This is a genomic window from Vibrio sp. 10N.247.310.17 (genome assembly GCF_041466605.1).
In the GTDB taxonomy this organism is placed as follows: domain Bacteria; phylum Pseudomonadota; class Gammaproteobacteria; order Enterobacterales; family Vibrionaceae; genus Vibrio; species Vibrio tasmaniensis_A.
This window is the reverse complement of record NZ_JBFSTC010000018.1, coordinates 1-18,000: the sequence shown is the minus strand read 5'-3', so window position 1 is coordinate 18,000 and position 18,000 is coordinate 1. Positions and strand designations below refer to the sequence as shown.

At 44.9% G+C, this 18,000-nt stretch carries 14 protein-coding genes and 1 pseudogene; 3 read left to right on the top strand and 12 right to left on the bottom strand.

Going from position 1 to position 18,000, the window contains the following annotated elements; all coding sequences use genetic code 11:
* Nucleotides 1–76: 76 nt before the first annotated feature.
* Nucleotides 77–664: a YjaG family protein gene (locus tag AB6D80_RS07695; protein WP_017055908.1), complete on the bottom strand. Its 588-nt coding sequence runs from the start codon at nt 662–664 to the stop codon at nt 77–79.
* Nucleotides 665–735: 71 nt separating this feature from the next.
* Here AB6D80_RS07695 and AB6D80_RS07690 point away from each other — a divergent pair, with 71 nt between their 5' ends.
* Both AB6D80_RS07690 and AB6D80_RS07685 read left to right on the top strand, forming a co-directional pair.
* Nucleotides 736–1,662 (top strand): D-2-hydroxyacid dehydrogenase, encoded by a 927-nt coding sequence (locus AB6D80_RS07690; RefSeq protein ID WP_017096515.1) that lies wholly within the window; start codon nt 736–738, stop codon nt 1,660–1,662.
* Nucleotides 1,662–2,255, top strand: a complete 594-nt coding sequence (locus AB6D80_RS07685) for a uracil-DNA glycosylase family protein (RefSeq protein WP_017096514.1) — start codon at nt 1,662–1,664, stop codon at nt 2,253–2,255. The genes AB6D80_RS07690 and AB6D80_RS07685 overlap by 1 nt, the downstream gene beginning before the upstream one ends.
* A gap of 108 nt (nt 2,256–2,363) precedes the next feature.
* Here the strand turns inward: AB6D80_RS07685 and hemE are convergent, their stop codons facing one another.
* Nucleotides 2,364–3,431, bottom strand: coding sequence for a uroporphyrinogen decarboxylase (hemE, locus tag AB6D80_RS07680; protein WP_004729761.1), 1,068 nt, complete (start codon nt 3,429–3,431; stop codon nt 2,364–2,366).
* 299 nt (nt 3,432–3,730) lie between these two features.
* Nucleotides 3,731–4,540 (bottom strand): NAD(+) diphosphatase, encoded by an 810-nt coding sequence (gene nudC, locus AB6D80_RS07675; protein WP_371702836.1) that lies wholly within the window; start codon nt 4,538–4,540, stop codon nt 3,731–3,733.
* Nucleotides 4,541–4,704: 164 nt separating this feature from the next.
* On the opposite strand from nudC, the gene AB6D80_RS07670 reads away from it, so the two are divergent.
* Nucleotides 4,705–5,202 carry an Rsd/AlgQ family anti-sigma factor gene (locus AB6D80_RS07670; protein WP_012604999.1) on the top strand — a complete coding sequence of 166 codons (498 nt, stop codon included), beginning with the start codon at nt 4,705–4,707 and terminating at the stop codon, nt 5,200–5,202.
* Nucleotides 5,203–5,532: 330 nt separating this feature from the next.
* Here the strand turns inward: AB6D80_RS07670 and rpoC are convergent, their stop codons facing one another.
* The 9 genes and pseudogenes from rpoC to tuf all read right to left on the bottom strand — a co-directional run.
* Entirely contained in the window at nt 5,533–9,735 is a 4,203-nt protein-coding gene (gene rpoC / locus AB6D80_RS07665; RefSeq protein WP_009844676.1) for a DNA-directed RNA polymerase subunit beta', read from the bottom strand.
* A gap of 90 nt (nt 9,736–9,825) precedes the next feature.
* Nucleotides 9,826–13,854 carry a DNA-directed RNA polymerase subunit beta gene (rpoB, locus tag AB6D80_RS07660; protein ID WP_009844675.1) on the bottom strand — a complete coding sequence of 1,343 codons (4,029 nt, stop codon included), beginning with the start codon at nt 13,852–13,854 and terminating at the stop codon, nt 9,826–9,828.
* 234 nt (nt 13,855–14,088) lie between these two features.
* Entirely contained in the window at nt 14,089–14,454 is a 366-nt protein-coding gene (gene rplL / locus AB6D80_RS07655; RefSeq protein ID WP_009844674.1) for a 50S ribosomal protein L7/L12, read from the bottom strand.
* Nucleotides 14,455–14,511: 57 nt separating this feature from the next.
* On the bottom strand, nt 14,512–15,006 hold the full coding sequence (rplJ, locus tag AB6D80_RS07650) for a 50S ribosomal protein L10 (RefSeq protein ID WP_009844673.1): 495 nt from the start codon (nt 15,004–15,006) through the stop codon (nt 14,512–14,514).
* Between the two features lie 242 nt (nt 15,007–15,248).
* Entirely contained in the window at nt 15,249–15,953 is a 705-nt protein-coding gene (rplA, locus tag AB6D80_RS07645) for a 50S ribosomal protein L1 (RefSeq protein WP_372188166.1), read from the bottom strand.
* A gap of 4 nt (nt 15,954–15,957) precedes the next feature.
* On the bottom strand, nt 15,958–16,386 hold the full coding sequence (rplK, locus tag AB6D80_RS07640; RefSeq protein ID WP_010435555.1) for a 50S ribosomal protein L11: 429 nt from the start codon (nt 16,384–16,386) through the stop codon (nt 15,958–15,960).
* A gap of 212 nt (nt 16,387–16,598) precedes the next feature.
* Nucleotides 16,599–17,147 carry a transcription termination/antitermination protein NusG gene (gene nusG, locus AB6D80_RS07635; protein ID WP_012605006.1) on the bottom strand — a complete coding sequence of 183 codons (549 nt, stop codon included), beginning with the start codon at nt 17,145–17,147 and terminating at the stop codon, nt 16,599–16,601.
* Nucleotides 17,148–17,160: 13 nt separating this feature from the next.
* On the bottom strand, nt 17,161–17,538 hold the full coding sequence (gene secE, locus AB6D80_RS07630) for a preprotein translocase subunit SecE (protein ID WP_017096511.1): 378 nt from the start codon (nt 17,536–17,538) through the stop codon (nt 17,161–17,163).
* Nucleotides 17,539–17,761: 223 nt separating this feature from the next.
* Nucleotides 17,762–18,000: pseudogene (tuf, locus tag AB6D80_RS07625) on the bottom strand (elongation factor Tu); the annotation flags it as partial.

Sequence of the window (18,000 nt, the reverse complement as noted above, 5' to 3'; positions counted from 1 at the left end):
TTGATAGCGTCAGATACAACAAAGGCTCCCTAGGGAGCCTTTGTTTTTTATTCTATTCGCTACAACTCAACATCCGTTATAACGCAACACCAATGTTGCTCACTGGGTCTTCACGCAGTTCGTGGCGTAGGTCTTTGATCAGCTCTAAGTCACGCTCAGTCGTTTCACGTAGAGGTCGGAAAATGGCCCACTGAACGTCCCACTCTTCACATACCGCTTCGTTTTCTTTCTGGTTTTCGTTCGTCACTTCTTCAGCGCCTTGAGCAAACTCAAGCTCAGCAACCGTCTTCACCGATTGTTGACTCACTTTAATTACCGCTTCCAACATATGCTCACGATCAAGTAGACCATGGATTAATGTTGCTAAGCCTTGGCATGCATCCATTGCAGGGTAAACACCATAGAAATCAAAATCATCTGCGCTAGGGAATAGCTCTTCTACTTTCTCAAGTTGACGCTCAAAGTTCACCTTTGCCGTTTTAACGGTTAGGATTTCCCAAATGCTATCCAAAACATCACGGTAGATTCGAGCTTCCGCAAATTCTGTATTCTCACAAAACATGGCATAGTTAGGATACATACGCTCACATAGACACGCCATAAAAGTAATTTGTTGCCAAGGTTCTAACTTTTCAAGACGAACCTGCAGTGGATTCTGAAGCATAGTCACTCAATAATTGCAGAAAAAGACAGCGAAAGTGTACTTGATAAACCCTGGGGGGAAAAGGTAAGCCGATGAACAATTTTACGAATAAGCTCTATATTCTTACCGAGCATGACGATACCTATACGCAACTGATTCTAAACCAAGGGTTACCTGACCTCGAAATCACTCAAAACCCCGAATTAGCTGAGATCGTACTGGCTGCTCCTCCTTTAATAGTGGAGCGACTTAATGAGTTTAAAAAGCTAGACTGGGTGCAAAGTACCTATGCTGGAATCAATAAACTCACTCAGCCGGATCTTCGCCAAGATTATACGCTGACCAACGTCAAAGGCATCTTCGGCCCTGCGATTGCTGAATACGTGTTGGGTTACACGATCAGCCACTGTAGACACTTTCCTCACTACCACCAGCAACAAGTACAACGAAACTGGCAGCCGCAGCTTTATACCAGCCTAACTGACAAAACCATGGTGATTTTAGGAACGGGGTCAATTGGCAGTCATTTAGCTAAAACCGCTGCTGCTTTTGGTATTCACACCATAGGTGTCAACCGGACAGGTATCCCATCAAAGCAAGAAACCTTCAAAGACACTTTCCACATTAATGAACTAGAAGCCGCCCTCAAGCAAGCGGATATTGTAGTGAACACCCTGCCATCAACGGATGAGACCTACCAACTACTGAATCAAACCACCTTAAGCTACTGCTCTAACGTATTGCTGTTTAATGTGGGGCGCGGGGAAAGCGTAGACAATAAAGCGTTACTGCTTGCGATTAAGAATAAATGGGTTGAACACGCTTTCTTAGATGTCTTTGAATGCGAACCTCTCACACAAGAACACCCGTTTTGGACGTTGCCGCAAGTGACCATCACACCACACATTGCGGCTCTAAGTGAGCCAAGACAGGTCGTGGAGATCTTCGCCAATAATTACCAACAATGGCGAGATGGTTTTACACTGAATAACACCATTGATTTTGATAAAGGCTACTGATGTTCTCGTCACTGCTCACCGAGATACGACAATGCACCGCTTGTGAACCTCATTTATCACACGGTGCAAACCCAGTGATTCAGGCACACCCAAACGCGCGCTTGTTAATCATAGGCCAAGCACCCGGTATCAAGGTTCATCAATCATCTATCCCTTGGAACGACGCCAGTGGCGAGCGATTGAGAGAATGGCTAGAGATGGATAGCGATACGTTTTATGACGAACAAAAAGTCGCGATTGTCCCGATGGGCTTTTGCTATCCAGGAAAGGGAAAAAGTGGCGATCTACCGCCTCGAAAGGAGTGCGCTGCGCTATGGCACCAAAAAGTACTGCAATCACTGCCCAACATCCAAATGACCTTGCTGATTGGTCAGTATGCGCAAAACTATTATCTAAAAGATAAAGCCACCAGCACACTCACTGAAACGGTACGTAACTGGCAGGCTTGGGCTCCAGAATTTTTGCCACTTCCCCACCCTTCACCACGTAATAATATCTGGCTCAAGAAAAACCCATGGTTCGAAAGTGAAGTCATTCCCTATATCAGGAAGCACGTATCAGAGCATTTGGCCTGCCATGATCCAAATGCCTAATTAGCTGCACATCAACGATGATTTAGCCGATATTGAGTGCGGATAGAAAGATAATAAAAAAGCGCTGCCGATTTCTCGACAGCGCTTTTTCTAAAAACACATACTGAATTACTTATGGTATGGCTTAGATAGGTCGTGAACTGCGTCCACAAATACACCAGCATTTTCTGGTGGCACATCTAGGTGAATACCATGGCCAAGGTTAAATACGTGGCCAGTACCGCCGTCACCAAAACCTTCAAGGATAGTGCCGACTTCTTCACGAATACGCTCAGGTTGTGCGTAAAGTACTGATGGGTCCATGTTGCCTTGTAGAGCCACTTTATCGCCAATACGTGCTTTTGCATCAGCAATATTGATTGTCCAGTCTAGCCCAACTGCATCACAGCCAGTCGCTGCGATAGATTCTAGCCACATGCCACCGTTCTTAGTGAACAGAGTAACCGGTACACGGCGACCTTCGTTTTCACGAATTAGGCCATCGACAATTTTGTGCATGTACTGCAGTGAGAACAGGTTGTAGTCACGCGGAGTAAGTACACCACCCCATGTGTCGAATACCATTACCGATTGTGCACCTGCTTTAATTTGCGCGTTCAGGTATTCAATAACAGTGTCAGCCAGCTTATCTAGAAGTAAGTGCAACGTTTGTGGCTCTGCATACATCATCTTCTTGATCTTAGTGAACGCCTTCGAGCTGCTGCCTTCAACCATGTAAGTTGCCAATGTCCAAGGGCTACCAGAGAAACCAATCAGTGGCACTTCGCCTTTCAGGTCTTTACGGATCTGACGAACGGCATTCATTACGTATTGAAGTTCACCTTCAGGATCAGGTAGGCCAATTTTTTCTACGTCAGCTTTACATGTGATAGGGCGTTCAAACTTAGGGCCTTCACCTGTTTCGAAGTACAAACCTAACCCCATCGCATCTGGGATAGTTAGGATGTCAGAGAACAAGATTGCCGCATCAAGCGGGAAACGACGTAAAGGTTGAAGTGTTACTTCTGATGCTAGTTCAGCGTTTTTGCACAAAGACATGAAATCGCCCGCTTCAGCGCGCGTTGCTTTGTACTCTGGAAGATAGCGGCCAGCTTGGCGCATCATCCATACCGGTGTGTAATCAACAGGCTGTTTTAAAAGTGCGCGTAAATAGCGATCGTTTTTTAATTCGGTCATTCCGTTAAATTCCAATTCAATCTTGTCTAGTTTTGATGGCAAGTATTCTAACACTGATTGAAGGGTAAAAGCTGTGTGCTTTGCAACCTAGATCAAGTTATTAACTTTTAAATCCATGCTTAATTTGCACCCAATTACAGGAGCATGTTAAAAATTTGTTCGCTAGCGAAAATTACAATTATAACAACTGAGTAGTCACTACTCAGCATCTCATAACGACATCTTACTTACCCCCTCCACTTGTGGAGGGTTTTTTTTAGTGTTTGACCACCCATAGGCTAAATACTATCACAGGTAATTTAATGTTCTAGTTCTTGCTCCGCGACGCCGGCTTTCCTTATGTCATCGACTGTATTCTCAATCAATTGTCTCGCAATCGTTCCGACTGGAGCAACATCAGGTAGGCTTGTTACGTCAAACCATTGGGCATCCGACAGTTCACTGTAATCGGGTTTAAGCGTACCACCAGCATAATCTGCAAGAAAGCCCATCATCATACTCGATGGAAACGCCCATGGCTGGCTACCAAAGTAACGAATGTTACTCACATCGATCCCCGTTTCTTCTTTGACTTCTCGCGCCACACACTGCTCTAGGGTTTCTCCAACCTCTAGGAAGCCCGCTATTACGGTGTACATACCCGTTTTATGCCTTGGGTGCTGCGCAAGTAATATCTTGTTGTCGTTTCGTACAGCGACAATGATGCACGGGAAGATACGAGGGTAATGAAGCGTTCGGCAGTCTCCACATTGCATCGCCACCTGATTATGATTCAAATGATTACGACCGCCGCACTGAGGACAAAAACGCATACTTTGTGTCATGTGCCCATACTGGATAGCTTTGCTTGCGATCAGAAAACTTGATTCAGGCCAGTGAAGCAAATCTCTTAGGCTGACCATGCTCAGATCAATCTCCACATCGCAATCGTTGAGCCAATACACCTTACGACCTTGATGCTGACCAATGCAGATTGCATGCTCGACATCCAGCCCTAGCTCTTCAGCTGAGCCATAAGGAAACTGATCATTATTAACCCAAATATCACTACCTGAAACGACGCACCAATAAGCTTGCTCTGTCATTTTGTTATCACTTTTTTTTAACATCCCTATGCCTCATTGCTTGCAGTTCGTTCATTTTACTGGCAATCTGATTTCATACTAGAGTTGTAGCCGAGAATAATTCAAACTATTACTTTTAGTAGATACCAATAAATGGACCCTGCTTAGGCAATTACTTGATCACAAGGTTGTGATCAGATCATGAGGACATGGTCATGCTAAATAAATTCAAACAAATACAAGAACAATGGGGTGGCTCTAATGAGGTCATCGATCATTGGCTCGAAACTCGACAGTCTCTAATCGTTGAGTATTGTAAGCTAGGTGCCTTGCAGCCAGCTAGCAATGGGCAATCAAACGTTGTTGAACTCCCTTCTCCTAAAGAAATAAGCTCATTCTGCGATCATGTTGTCGATTATATCTCAGAGGGTCATTTTAAGATCTACGATATGGTCATGAAAAAATGGCAAGCAACAGGCTTTAAAACCAATGACGAGATTGATACAACTTACGCGAAGATCGTACTTACAACCGAGCCGCTTCTAGAGTTCAATGATAAGTACGTTAAAGTAAGTGCAGACGATGAGTTGCCTAACTTCGAAGGAGATATGTCAAAAGTAGGTGAACTACTCGAAGTACGTTTTGAAGTAGAAGATAATCTTATCCAGCTTATTGCAGACAGTTTAGCGATTCCACCAGGCGCTTAGTTAGCTGAATCCTTAATAAGCTTGCCTCTGTGCAAGCTTTTTGTTTTGTCTGTAAGGTTATCCAAACTACCCAGAACCTTTCAGACAGAGCTTACTCGCTCGCCCTGACCTTTAGCCATAAGCATATGGTTACAGCCCTAATCAGCCTAATCATCTCTACCCTTTATCTTACTGGCCTCAAAGAGCACTCTTCAGGACATAAATCCAACCCCACCAGCTAGATAATCACACCTATCACTTTATAAGTCATAGCTAAATACCAATACGCCAGATACAAAAAAGGCACCCGAAGGTGCCTTTTTCTTATCTCTTAGAGACTACTCGTAGAGCTTACTCTTCTGAAGAGAAACCAGCGTTTAGAAGTGCTGCTAGATTGTCAGTAGCTTGTTCAGCTGAAGGACCTTCTTGCTCTTCTTCACGTTGCTTTTGACGCTCTTGGTGGTATGCGAAACCAGTACCAGCTGGGATCAGACGACCAACAATTACGTTCTCTTTCAGACCGCGAAGGTCATCACGCTTACCAGAAACCGCAGCTTCTGTTAGTACGCGAGTCGTTTCTTGGAACGATGCAGCTGAGATGAATGACTCAGTTGCAAGAGATGCTTTAGTAATACCTAGTAGGTCACGCTCGAAACGCACTAGTTCTTTACCTTCAGCTTCTAGCTTACGGTTAGCAATCTTAACATTGTGGTACTCAACTTGTTCGCCAGGTAGGAACGGAGAGTCACCAGAATGAGTGATTGTACACTTACGTAGCATTTGACGAACGATAGTCTCGATGTGCTTATCGTTAATCTTTACGCCTTGTAAGCGGTAAACTTCTTGAACTTCGTTCGCGATGTACTGAGTCACTGCGTGGATACCACGTAGACGCAGGATATCGTGTGGAGTTTCAGGACCGTCGGCGATTACATCACCACGTTCAATCTTCTCACCTTCGAACACGTTCAATTGACGGTGCTTAGGAATCATCTCTTCGTAAGCGTCACCGCCTTCACGAGTGATTACTAGACGACGCTTACCTTTCGTTTCTTTACCGAAAGACACAGTACCTGTGTGCTCAGCAAGGATCGCAGGCTCTTTAGGCTTACGAGCTTCGAATAGGTCAGCTACGCGTGGCAGACCACCGGTGATATCTTTGTTTCCGCTCGATTTTTGAGGGATACGAGATAGTGTGTCACCAATGCCAACTTCAGCGCCATCTTCGATGTTTACAATCGCTTTGCCAGGTAGGAAGTAGTGAGCTGGCATATCAGTACCAGGGATCATTACGTCATTACCTTGTTCATCAACAAGTTTGATAGCTGGACGCATATCTTTACCTGCTGCTGGGCGAGCTGCTGCGTCTGTTACTTCACTTGAAGAAAGACCCGTTAGATCGTCAGTTTGACGAGAAACTGTAATACCATCGATCATATCTACGAATTGGATACGACCTGCCACTTCAGTGATGATTGGCATGGTATGCGCTTCCCAGTTAGCTACAACTTCACCAGCAGTAACTGCTGCGTTGTCGCCTTTGGTTAGCATCGAACCGTAAGGAAGTTTGTGCTTCTCTTTAGTACGGCCGAATTCATCAATAATCGTCATCTCAGATGCACGAGAAGTGATAACCAGTTTCTTATCTTTGTTAACTACGAACTTAGCATTGTGAAGTTTCACAGTACCAGTTGTCTTAGCTTGGATGCTGTTCTCTGCTGCTGCAGTAGATGCCGCACCACCGATGTGGAACGTACGCATCGTTAGCTGTGTACCCGGTTCACCGATAGATTGTGCAGCGATAACACCAACTGCTTCACCTTGGTTCACTAGGTGACCACGTGCTAGGTCACGACCGTAACACTGTGCACAACAACCGAAGTCTGCATCACAGGTAACAACAGAGCGCACTTTCATGCTATCTACTGAGTTGTCTTCCATGATTTGACACCACTTCTCATCAATCAGAGTATTACGTGGAATCAGTACATCTTCAGTACCAGGCTTAAGAACGTCTTCAGCTACTACACGACCTAGAGCAAGCTCAGAAAGTGCAACTTTAACGTCACCACCTTCGATGTGAGGCATCATGTCGATACCTTCATGCGTGCCACAGTCATGTTCGTGTACTACAACGTCTTGAGCAACGTCTACTAGACGACGAGTTAGGTAACCCGAGTTTGCTGTTTTCAGTGCTGTATCCGCAAGCCCCTTACGAGCACCGTGCGTTGAGATAAAGTACTGAAGGACGTTTAGACCTTCTTTAAAGTTCGCTGTGATCGGCGTTTCGATGATTGAACCATCTGGACGCGCCATCAGACCACGCATACCTGCTAGCTGACGAATCTGAGCTGCAGAACCACGTGCGCCCGAGTCAGCCATCATGTAGATGCTGTTGAACGATTCTTGCTGTTCTTCTTCGCCGTCACGGTTGATAACTGTTTCAGAAGATAGGTTATCCATCATTGCTTTCGCAACGCGGTCATTCGTAGATGCCCAGATATCGATAACTTTGTTGTAACGCTCACCCGCAGTAACAAGACCTGATTGGAATTGCTCTTGGATTTCACGAACTTCTTCTTCAGCAGATTCAATTTCATCGTATTTCGCTTGAGGAACAACCATATCGTTGATACCTACAGAAACACCAGAAAGTGCCGCGTATGCGAAACCTGCGTACATGATTTGGTCAGCAAATACTACTGTATCTTTTAGACCAAGCTTACGGTAACACTCGTTAAGAAGAGTAGAGATCTGCTTCTTACCTAACTTTTGGTTAACGATGCTGTACGGTAGGCCAGCTGGAACGATCTGCCATAGCATTGCACGACCTACAGTCGTATCAACTAGGCCAGTATTCGTTGTGCTATTGCCGTCTTCATCTACTACAGTTTCAGTGATACGTACTTTAACGCGAGCGTGTAGCTCAGCAGTCTTAGTACGGTATGCCTTTTCAGCCTCAGCAGGGCCAGCAAGGTACATACCTTCACCTTTCACGTTGATCTTGTCACGTGTCATGTAGTAAAGACCCAATACAACGTCCTGAGAAGGTACGATGATTGGATCACCTGATGCTGGCGACAGAATGTTATTCGTCGACATCATTAGGGTACGAGCTTCAAGCTGTGCTTCTAGAGTTAGAGGCACGTGTACAGCCATTTGGTCACCATCGAAGTCGGCGTTGTATGCCGCACACACTAGTGGGTGAAGCTGAATCGCTTTACCTTCGATTAGTACTGGTTCAAACGCTTGGATACCTAGACGGTGAAGTGTAGGTGCACGGTTAAGCAGTACTGGGTGTTCACGGATAACTTCGTCTAGGATATCCCAAACGATCGCTTCTTCGCGCTCTACCATTTTCTTAGCAGCTTTGATTGTCGTAGCCATGCCACGAGTTTCTAGCTTGCTGTAGATGAACGGCTTAAATAGCTCAAGTGCCATCTTCTTAGGAAGACCACACTGATGTAGACGAAGGTATGGACCAACTGTGATTACAGAACGGCCAGAATAGTCTACACGTTTACCTAGAAGGTTCTGACGGAAACGACCTTGTTTACCCTTGATCATATCAGCAAGAGATTTCAGAGGACGCTTGTTAGAACCCGTGATCGCACGACCGCGACGACCGTTATCTAGAAGGGCATCAACAGACTCTTGCAGCATACGCTTTTCGTTACGTACGATGATGTCTGGAGCCGCTAGCTCTAGAAGACGCTTCAAACGGTTGTTACGGTTGATCACACGACGGTAAAGGTCGTTCAGATCAGAAGTCGCAAAACGACCGCCATCTAGTGGTACTAGAGGGCGTAGATCTGGCGGTAGCACTGGAAGTACAGTCAGGATCATCCACTCAGGCTTGTTGCCTGACGAAATGAACGCTTCAACTAGCTTCAAACGCTTAGTAACTTTCTTACGCTTAGTTTCAGAGTTAGTTGTTTCCAACTCTTCGCGCATTTCTTCCACTTCTTGATGAAGGTCCATTGTTGAAAGCAGATCTTTGATCGCTTCAGCACCCATCTTAGCAGTGAATTCGTCACCCCACTCTTCTAGACGATCCAGATACTCTTCTTCAGTAAGCATCTGAGATTTTTCTAGATCAGTCATACCCGGTTCAGTTACTACGTACATTTCGAAGTAAAGAACACGTTCGATATCACGCAGAGGGATATCCATTAGTAGACCGATACGAGACGGTAGTGATTTTAGGAACCAGATGTGAGCAACTGGTGAAGCAAGCTCGATGTGGCCCATACGGTCACGACGAACTTTAGTTTGTGTAACTTCAACGCCACACTTCTCACAGATAACACCACGGTGCTTCAGGCGCTTGTATTTGCCACAAAGACATTCGTAGTCTTTAACTGGACCAAAAATACGTGCACAGAACAGACCATCACGTTCAGGTTTGAACGTACGATAGTTAATTGTTTCTGGCTTTTTAACTTCACCAAAAGACCACGAACGGATCGTGTCTGGTGAAGATAGACCGATTTTGATTGCATCAAATTCTTCGGTCTTATGCTGTGCTTTTAGAAAGTTTAATAAGTCTTTCACGTTCAGCTCCTGTAAGGAGTTAAAGGAGCTCACCGACTAAAGTGAGCCCCCTTTACCAAGTAATCCAATCTTCTTTATAAAAAAGAGGGATTACTCTTCGTCTTCTAGCTCGATGTTGATACCTAGCGAGCGAATCTCTTTCAACAGTACGTTGAACGACTCTGGCATGCCAGGTTCCATGCTATGGTTACCATCTACGATGTTCTTGTACATCTTAGTACGGCCGTTAACGTCATCCGACTTAACTGTTAGCATTTCTTGTAGAGTATATGCAGCACCGTATGCTTCTAGTGCCCATACTTCCATCTCACCGAAACGCTGACCACCGAACTGAGCTTTACCACCAAGTGGTTGCTGAGTTACTAGGCTGTAAGAACCAGTTGAACGAGCATGCATCTTGTCATCAACCAAGTGGTTCAGTTTCAGCATGTACATGTAACCAACAGTTACAGGACGCTCAAACGAATCACCAGTACGCCCATCAAACAGTTTAAGCTGACCAGATTCTGGCAGATCACCCAGTTTAAGTAGTTCTTTGATTAGAGACTCAGAAGCACCGTCGAACACAGGTGTAGCAATCGGTAGACCGCCACGTAGGTTCTTGATCAGTGTACGAACTTGATCATCAGACAGTTCAGCAATATCAACTTTCTGACGAGTATCGCCAAGATCGTAAACCTTCTGTAGGAACTCACGGAACTTATGCAGTTCTTGTTGTTCCTTAACCATTTGGTTGATCTTGTCACCGATACCTTTCGCAGCCAAACCTAAGTGAACTTCTAGGATCTGACCAATGTTCATACGCGATGGTACACCCAGCGGGTTAAGTACGATGTCTACAGGCTGACCTTTCTCATCGTATGGCATGTCTTCAACAGGGTTAATCTTAGAGATTACACCTTTGTTACCGTGACGACCGGCCATCTTATCACCAGGCTGGATACGACGTTTAACCGCTAGGTAAACTTTAACAATCTTAAGAACGCCAGGTGCTAGATCATCACCTTGAGTGATTTTACGACGCTTAGTTTCAAACTTCTTATCGAAGTCTGCTTTTAGCTCATCCCACTGCTCAGCAAGTTGCTCAAGCTGTGTTTGTAGCGCATCGTCTTCTAGAACTTGCTCTAGCCATTGCTTACGACCGATAGTATCAAGCTTAGCTTCAGAGTAACCACCAGACAGAAGTACAGCTTTAACACGGTTAAGAAGGCCACCCTCAAGAATTTGGAACTCTTCAGTTAGATCTTTCTTAGCTTCTTTAAGCTGCATCTGTTCGATTTCAAGTGCACGTTTGTCTTTCTCTACGCCATCGCGAGTAAAGACTTGTACATCGATGATAGTACCCGAAACAGAGTTTGGTACACGTAGAGAAGTATCTTTAACATCAGATGCTTTCTCACCGAAGATAGCACGTAGTAGCTTCTCTTCAGGAGTCAGTTGAGTTTCACCTTTAGGGGTTACTTTACCAACTAGGATGTCGCCACCCTTAACTTCAGCACCAATGTAAACGATACCTGACTCGTCTAGTTTAGACAGAGCAGACTCACCTACGTTTGGAATATCAGCTGTGATCTCTTCAGAACCCAGCTTAGTATCACGAGCCACACAAGATAATTCTTGAATGTGGATTGTCGTGAAACGGTCTTCTTGAACTACGCGCTCAGATACTAAGATCGAGTCTTCGAAGTTGTAACCGTTCCAAGGCATGAATGCGATACGCATGTTTTGGCCAAGAGCTAGTTCACCAAGGTCTGTTGAAGGACCGTCAGCAAGAACATCGCCGCGTGCAACTGGTTCACCAGGAAGTACAGTTGGACGTTGGTTAATACATGTGTTTTGGTTCGAACGCGTGTACTTAGTCAGGTTGTAGATATCGATACCAGCTTCGCCAGGTACCAATTCATCTTCGTTAACCTTAACTACGATACGAGAAGCGTCAACAGACTGAACTTGACCACCACGTTTAGCAACCGCTGTAACACCAGAGTCAACTGCGATGTTACGTTCGATACCCGTACCTACTAGAGGCTTATCAGCTCTCAGTGTTGGTACAGCTTGACGTTGCATGTTGGCACCCATCAATGCACGGTTCGCATCATCGTGTTCTAGGAACGGGATAAGCGAAGCAGCGATAGATACTACTTGGTTTGTCGCAACGTCCATGTAGTCAACGTGATCGCGTGGGTGAAGACCAGATTCACCTTTTTGACGAGCTGTGATTAGCTCATCTGCAAACGTACCTTCTTCAGTAAGAATGGTGTTTGCTTGCGCGATTACGAATTGACCTTCCTGGATTGCAGACAGGTAATCAACTTCTTCTGTTACTACACCATCTACTACACGACGGTACGGAGTTTCTAGGAAACCGTAATCGTTACAACGTGCAAATGCAGATAGCGAGTTAATTAGACCGATGTTTGGACCTTCAGGCGTTTCGATCGGACATAGACGACCGTAGTGAGTTACGTGAACGTCACGTACTTCGAAGCCTGCGCGCTCACGAGTAAGACCACCAGGACCTAAAGCAGAGATACGACGCTTGTGCGTAACTTCTGACAATGGGTTGTTTTGGTCCATAAACTGTGAAAGCTGTGAAGAGCCAAAGAATTCTTTAACTGCAGCAGAGATCGGCTTAGCGTTGATAAGATCTTGAGGCATGATTGCATCAAGGTCACCAAGGCTTAAACGTTCTTTAACGGCACGTTCTACACGAACTAGACCAACACGGAATTGGTTTTCTGCCATTTCACCTACAGAACGGATACGACGGTTGCCAAGGTGGTCGATATCGTCCACTTCACCAATGCCGTTACGGATACCAATCAGTTTCTTCATCACTTCGATGATGTCTGATTCATCCAGAGTACCGCGCTCTTCTTCTTCTTCACGCTCGATAGAGCTGTTGAATTTCATACGGCCTACAGTTGATAGGTCGTAACGATCTTCAGAGAAGAATAGGCTTTCGAACAATGATTCTGCAGCTTCTTTCGTTGGTGGCTCGCCAGGACGCATCATGCGGTAGATTTCTACCAATGCAGAGATGCGATCTACTGTGCTATCCGCACGTAGAGTGTCTGACATGAATGGACCATGGTCTAGGTCATTCGTGAACAGCACTTCTAGAGTCTTGTGACCTGCTTGAGACAGGTTAGCAAGTGCTTCTAGGCTAATCTCTTGGTTTGCGCCAACGATGATCTCGCCAGTTGCTTCGTTGATGTAATCTTTCGCAGCAATCTTTTCAACGATGTACTCTACTGGTACTTCGATGTGCTCAACGCCATCTTTTTCAAGTTGACGGATATGGCGAGCAGTTACACGACGACCAGTCTCAACGTAAGTTTTGCCGTTTGCTTCGATGTCGAATGACGCAGTTTCACCACGTAGACGATCAGGAACCAACTCCATAAGTAGAGTTTGGTCTTTCACTTCGAAGTTCACTTTGTCGAAGAACAGATCTAGGATCTCTTCAGTCGATTTACCAAGTGCACGAAGGATAATCGATGCTGGTAGCTTACGACGACGGTCGATACGTACGAATAAGTTATCCTTAGGATCGAACTCAAAGTCTAACCATGAGCCACGGTAAGGAATTACACGTGCGTTATAAAGAACTTTACCTGATGAGTGGGTCTTACCCTTATCACTGTCGAAGAACACGCCTGGGCTTCGGTGCAGCTGGGATACGATAACCCTCTCGGTACCATTAATTACGAAAGTACCATTGTCTGTCATAAGCGGAATTTCGCCCATGTAGACTTCTTGTTCTTTAATGTCTTTTACAGTACCTGCTGGTGCATCTCGATCAAAGATAACTAGACGTAGTTTTACGCGTAGTGGCTTTGAGTAAGTAACACCGCGGATTTGACATTCTTTAACGTCAAAAACTGGCTCACCAAGACGGTAGCTAACGTATTGCAGCTCAGAATTGCCGTTGTAGCTCTGAATTGGAAATACAGAACGGAAAGCAGCTTCAAGACCGTATTGACCTTCAGGATCCTGTTCGATGAATTTGTCGAAAGAATCAAGCTGGATCGATAACAGGTATGGAATGTCCAAAACTTGTGGACGAGTACCAAAATCCTTACGGATGCGCTTTTTCTCGGTATAAGAGTAAACCATGGGGTTCCTCAGCTCGCTGATAAGTGACCCAAACCACCCAAAACACTCTTCAGAGGGGGCGGTGACAAACAGCTGTTTACTGTAGTGAACAATCATTTCGAAAAAATGACTGTTTTTTTGCTTGGATTATGACGGTTAAACAGCGGAAATTTCGTCATAGCCCTACAGCGCAAAAAGGCCGGTGGTTAATAAACCACCAGCCATTAGCCTTGCGGCTAAGAAATTAAGTAATAATTACTTAACTTCAACAGAAGCGCCAGCTTCTTCTAGCTGTGCTTTAAGAGCTTCAGCTTCAGCTTTGTCAACGCCTTCTTTAAGCGCTGCAGGAGCTGAGTCTACAAGACCTTTAGCTTCTTTAAGACCTAGGCCAGTTGCGCCACGTACAGCTTTGATAACTTGTACTTTGTTAGCGCCAGCAGCAGTTAGGATTACGTCGAATTCAGTTTGCTCAGCAGCAGCTTCAGCAGAAGCACCACCAGCTACAACTGCAGCAGCAGCAGTAACACCGAATTTCTCTTCCATAGCTTCGATAAGCTCAACAACTTGCATTACAGACATTTCTGCAACTGCGTCTAGGATTTGCTCGTTAGTAATAGACATAACAATTCTCTTTTAAGTCAACAATAAGTTTAAATAGCAACCAGTGAAAAGCAAGGCTTAAGCCGCAGCTTCTTCTTTTTGGTCGCGAACAGCAGCGATAGTACGAACCAGCTTGCCAGCAGAAGCTTCTTTCATGCACATCATTAGGCGTGCGATAGCTTCGTCGTAAGTTGGTAGTGTCGCTAGTACTTCAGCATCAGTAACTGCGCCTTCAAATGCAGCAGCTTTGATCTCGAAATCTTTATTCTCTTTTGCGAAGTCTTTGAAAAGACGCGCTGCAGCACCTGGGTGCTCATTAGAGAATGCGATCAGAGTTGGACCAGTGAAAGTGTCTGTTAGACACTCGTAGTCTGTACCCTGAATCGCACGGCGTGCTAGTGTGTTACGAACAACTCTCATGTAAACACCCGCTTCGCGAGCTTGTTTACGTAGAGAAGTCATTGCGCCAACAGTAACGCCACGAGAATCAGCTACAACTGCAGAAAGTGCACCACTGGCAGCTTCGTTGACTTCAGCAACAATTGCTTTTTTGTCTTGAAGATTTAAAGCCATTTGGATTAACCTCTGGTTGTGATTACAGCACTCATACAAAATGTAATGAGCGTTTACGATGTTATTTAAAAATGAATAAATTCACTTCAAACCACAACATCGCCTACGTAGGTTTTATTAAGCCATATCTCCGAAGAGTACAGCGCCTACGGTCTTGGGACGGATGACCTGAATTGCTTCAAAAATCACCCAACCACAAATATTAGGCGCAAAAGTATACACTAAATCTGCGCCGAAGCAAATTAGTTTGCTTGAGTGTCAAGACTAGCTTGATCAACAGTAACACCAGCACCCATTGTAGTAGAGATGCTTACTTTCTTCAGGAAAGTACCTTTCGCTGAAGAAGGCTTAGCTTTCTTAAGAGCAACTAGAAGTGTTTCTAGGTTCTCTTGAAGCTGGTTAGCTTCGAAAGATGCTTTGCCGATAGTAGTGTGGATGATACCGTTCTTGTCGTTACGGTAACGAACCTGACCAGCTTTAGCGTTCTTAACCGCTTCAGCAACGTTAGGAGTTACAGTACCAACTTTAGGGTTTGGCATAAGGCCGCGTGGACCTAGGATTGTACCTAGTTGACCAACAACACGCATTGCATCAGGAGAAGCAACAACAACGTCGAAGTTCATTTCGCCTTTTTTCACTTGCTCAGCAAGATCTTCCATACCAACGATATCTGCGCCAGCTGCTTTAGCTGCTTCTGCGTTTGCACCTTGAGTGAACACAGCAACGCGGATGTCACGGCCAGTACCGTGAGGTAGCACAGTTGCGCCACGTACGTTTTGGTCAGATTTACGAGCATCAATGCCTAGGTTAACAGCAACATCTACAGACTCAACGAATTTAGCAGTAGCTAGTTCTTTAAGAAGAGCAACAGCTTCGTTGATTTCGTATTCTTTAGTTACTTCAACTTTGTCGCGGATTACGCGCATACGCTTAGTAAGTTTTGCCATGATCTTATCCCTCTACCACTAGGCCCATTGAACGAGCAGTACCAGCAATAGAACGCTTCATTGCTTCGATGTCAGCACCAGTCATATCAGCAGCTTTAGTTTCTGCGATTTCCTGAACTTGAGCGTCAGTTACAGTACCAACTTTCTCAGTGTTTGGACGACCTGAACCAGACTTAACGCCAGCAGCTTTCTTAAGAAGAACAGCAGCAGGTGGAGTCTTAGTTACGAACGTGAAAGAACGGTCGTTGTAAACAGTAATTACTACTGGAGTAGGTAGACCTTTCTCAACAGATTCTGTTTTTGCGTTGAACGCTTTACAGAATTCCATGATGTTCACGCCGTGTTGACCTAGAGCAGGACCAACCGGTGGACTTGGGTTTGCCATACCAGCTGCAACTTGCAGTTTGATATAAGCTTCAACTTTCTTAGCCATGATATTTCCTAATTTTTGGGTACATACGCTAGCCCTGAGGCAAGCTCCCCTTAATTTCAATTAACTCTTTCTTACTTCGATAGAAGTAAAAAGGCGCGAAATTATAATCATAATTCGCGCCTTTAACAACCCTAAAAAGGTGGTTTTTTATACTCTTTTATTTTGAACAACTTATGAAGTATTTATCCACAGCTTGTTCAAAAGTTAGAGTTTTAGTCCAGCTTTTCAACTTGACCAAATTCAAGCTCAACCGGTGTTGCACGACCAAAGATCGATACAGATACCTTAATGCGGCTTTTCTCGTAATCTACTTCTTCAACTGTACCGTTGAAATCAGCAAACGGACCATCGTTCACACGAACCACTTCACCCGCTTCGAACATTGTCTTAGGACGTGGAGACTCGCTCGCTTTCTCTAGACGGTTCAAGATAGCATCAGCTTCTTTGTCAGTGATTGGTGCAGGACGATCAGAGGTACCACCAATGAAGCCCATAACACGAGGAATGCTGCGTACTAAGTGCCATGATTCATCATTCATGATCATTTGCACTAATACGTAGCCAGGGAAGAACTTACGTTCGCTTTTACGGCGTTGACCTGCACGCATTTCCACTACTTCTTCAGTAGGTACTAAAACGTCACCAAAGAATTCTTCCATGTCGTGCATTTTAATATGTTCGCGTAACGATTGAGATACACGACCTTCATAGCCAGAAAAGGCTTGAACTACATACCAACGTTTTTTTGGAGCTTCACTCATGAATCAGAACCCTCTACACTCCAGTTGCTAGAGAAACTAAACGGACCATAATGCCGTCAATTCCCCAAAGCACTAGAGACATAACAATACATACAGCTAAAACGATCAATGTAGTTTGCATAGTTTCTTGGCGAGTAGGCCAAACAACTTTACGAATCTCCATACGAGATTCTTTTGCAAAATCGATCGCAGCTTTACCTTTAGTTGTTGTTGCTGCAACGCCTAGTGCGGCAGCAATCAGCACAACTACACCTGCAGCGCGAATTACAACAGACAATTCACCATACAGGTAATTACCCACAACAGCAGCAGCCAACAGTACAAAAGCGACTACCCACTTCATTGTATCTGCTGCACCTGAGCTATCAGGAGTTTCAGCGTTTGCTTTCATAAAACCAACCTGTGATAAGTCTTAAATATAGACGACAATAACCCCGCTGTTGCAGGGCACATTCCTTTGCGTTGCAAAACAACACATCTAACAGTCATTTTAGTTAAAAAGACCGTTTAATTCTTTGCTAAGAGTTAAAATTGATGTCAAAACACCCAACTCTTTTTTCAGCGCAGAAAAAGGGCATCAAATGATGCCCTTTTTACTAGTGGTTCGTCAAATCTTATGCAAAGATTTTAGCTACAACACCAGCACCAACTGTACGGCCACCTTCGCGGATTGCGAAACGTAGACCTTCGTCCATTGCGATTGGAGCGATTAGCTCAACAGTCATTTGAACGTTGTCACCTGGCATTACCATTTCTACGCCTTCAGGTAGAGTGATATCGCCTGTTACGTCAGTTGTTCGGAAGTAGAACTGTGGACGGTAACCCTTGAAGAAAGGAGTGTGACGGCCGCCTT

Excerpts from the sequence above, each read along its gene's own strand:
- AB6D80_RS07685 (WP_017096514.1), top strand. The coding sequence starts at position 1,662 with ATGTTCTCGTCACTGCTCACCGAGATACGACAATGCACCGCTTGTGAA.
- rpoB (WP_009844675.1), bottom strand. The coding sequence starts at position 13,854 with ATGGTTTACTCTTATACCGAGAAAAAGCGCATCCGTAAGGATTTTGGT.
- nudC (WP_371702836.1), bottom strand. The coding sequence starts at position 4,540 with ATGTTAAAAAAAAGTGATAACAAAATGACAGAGCAAGCTTATTGGTGC.
- AB6D80_RS07695 (WP_017055908.1), bottom strand. The coding sequence starts at position 664 with ATGCTTCAGAATCCACTGCAGGTTCGTCTTGAAAAGTTAGAACCTTGG.
- secE (WP_017096511.1), bottom strand. The coding sequence starts at position 17,538 with ATGAAAGCAAACGCTGAAACTCCTGATAGCTCAGGTGCAGCAGATACA.
- hemE (WP_004729761.1), bottom strand. The coding sequence starts at position 3,431 with ATGACCGAATTAAAAAACGATCGCTATTTACGCGCACTTTTAAAACAG.
- AB6D80_RS07670 (WP_012604999.1), top strand. The coding sequence starts at position 4,705 with ATGGTCATGCTAAATAAATTCAAACAAATACAAGAACAATGGGGTGGC.
- AB6D80_RS07690 (WP_017096515.1), top strand. The coding sequence starts at position 736 with ATGAACAATTTTACGAATAAGCTCTATATTCTTACCGAGCATGACGAT.
- nusG (WP_012605006.1), bottom strand. The coding sequence starts at position 17,147 with ATGAGTGAAGCTCCAAAAAAACGTTGGTATGTAGTTCAAGCCTTTTCT.
- rplK (WP_010435555.1), bottom strand. The coding sequence starts at position 16,386 with ATGGCTAAGAAAGTTGAAGCTTATATCAAACTGCAAGTTGCAGCTGGT.
- rplL (WP_009844674.1), bottom strand. The coding sequence starts at position 14,454 with ATGTCTATTACTAACGAGCAAATCCTAGACGCAGTTGCAGAAATGTCT.
- rplA (WP_372188166.1), bottom strand. The coding sequence starts at position 15,953 with ATGGCAAAACTTACTAAGCGTATGCGCGTAATCCGCGACAAAGTTGAA.
- rplJ (WP_009844673.1), bottom strand. The coding sequence starts at position 15,006 with ATGGCTTTAAATCTTCAAGACAAAAAAGCAATTGTTGCTGAAGTCAAC.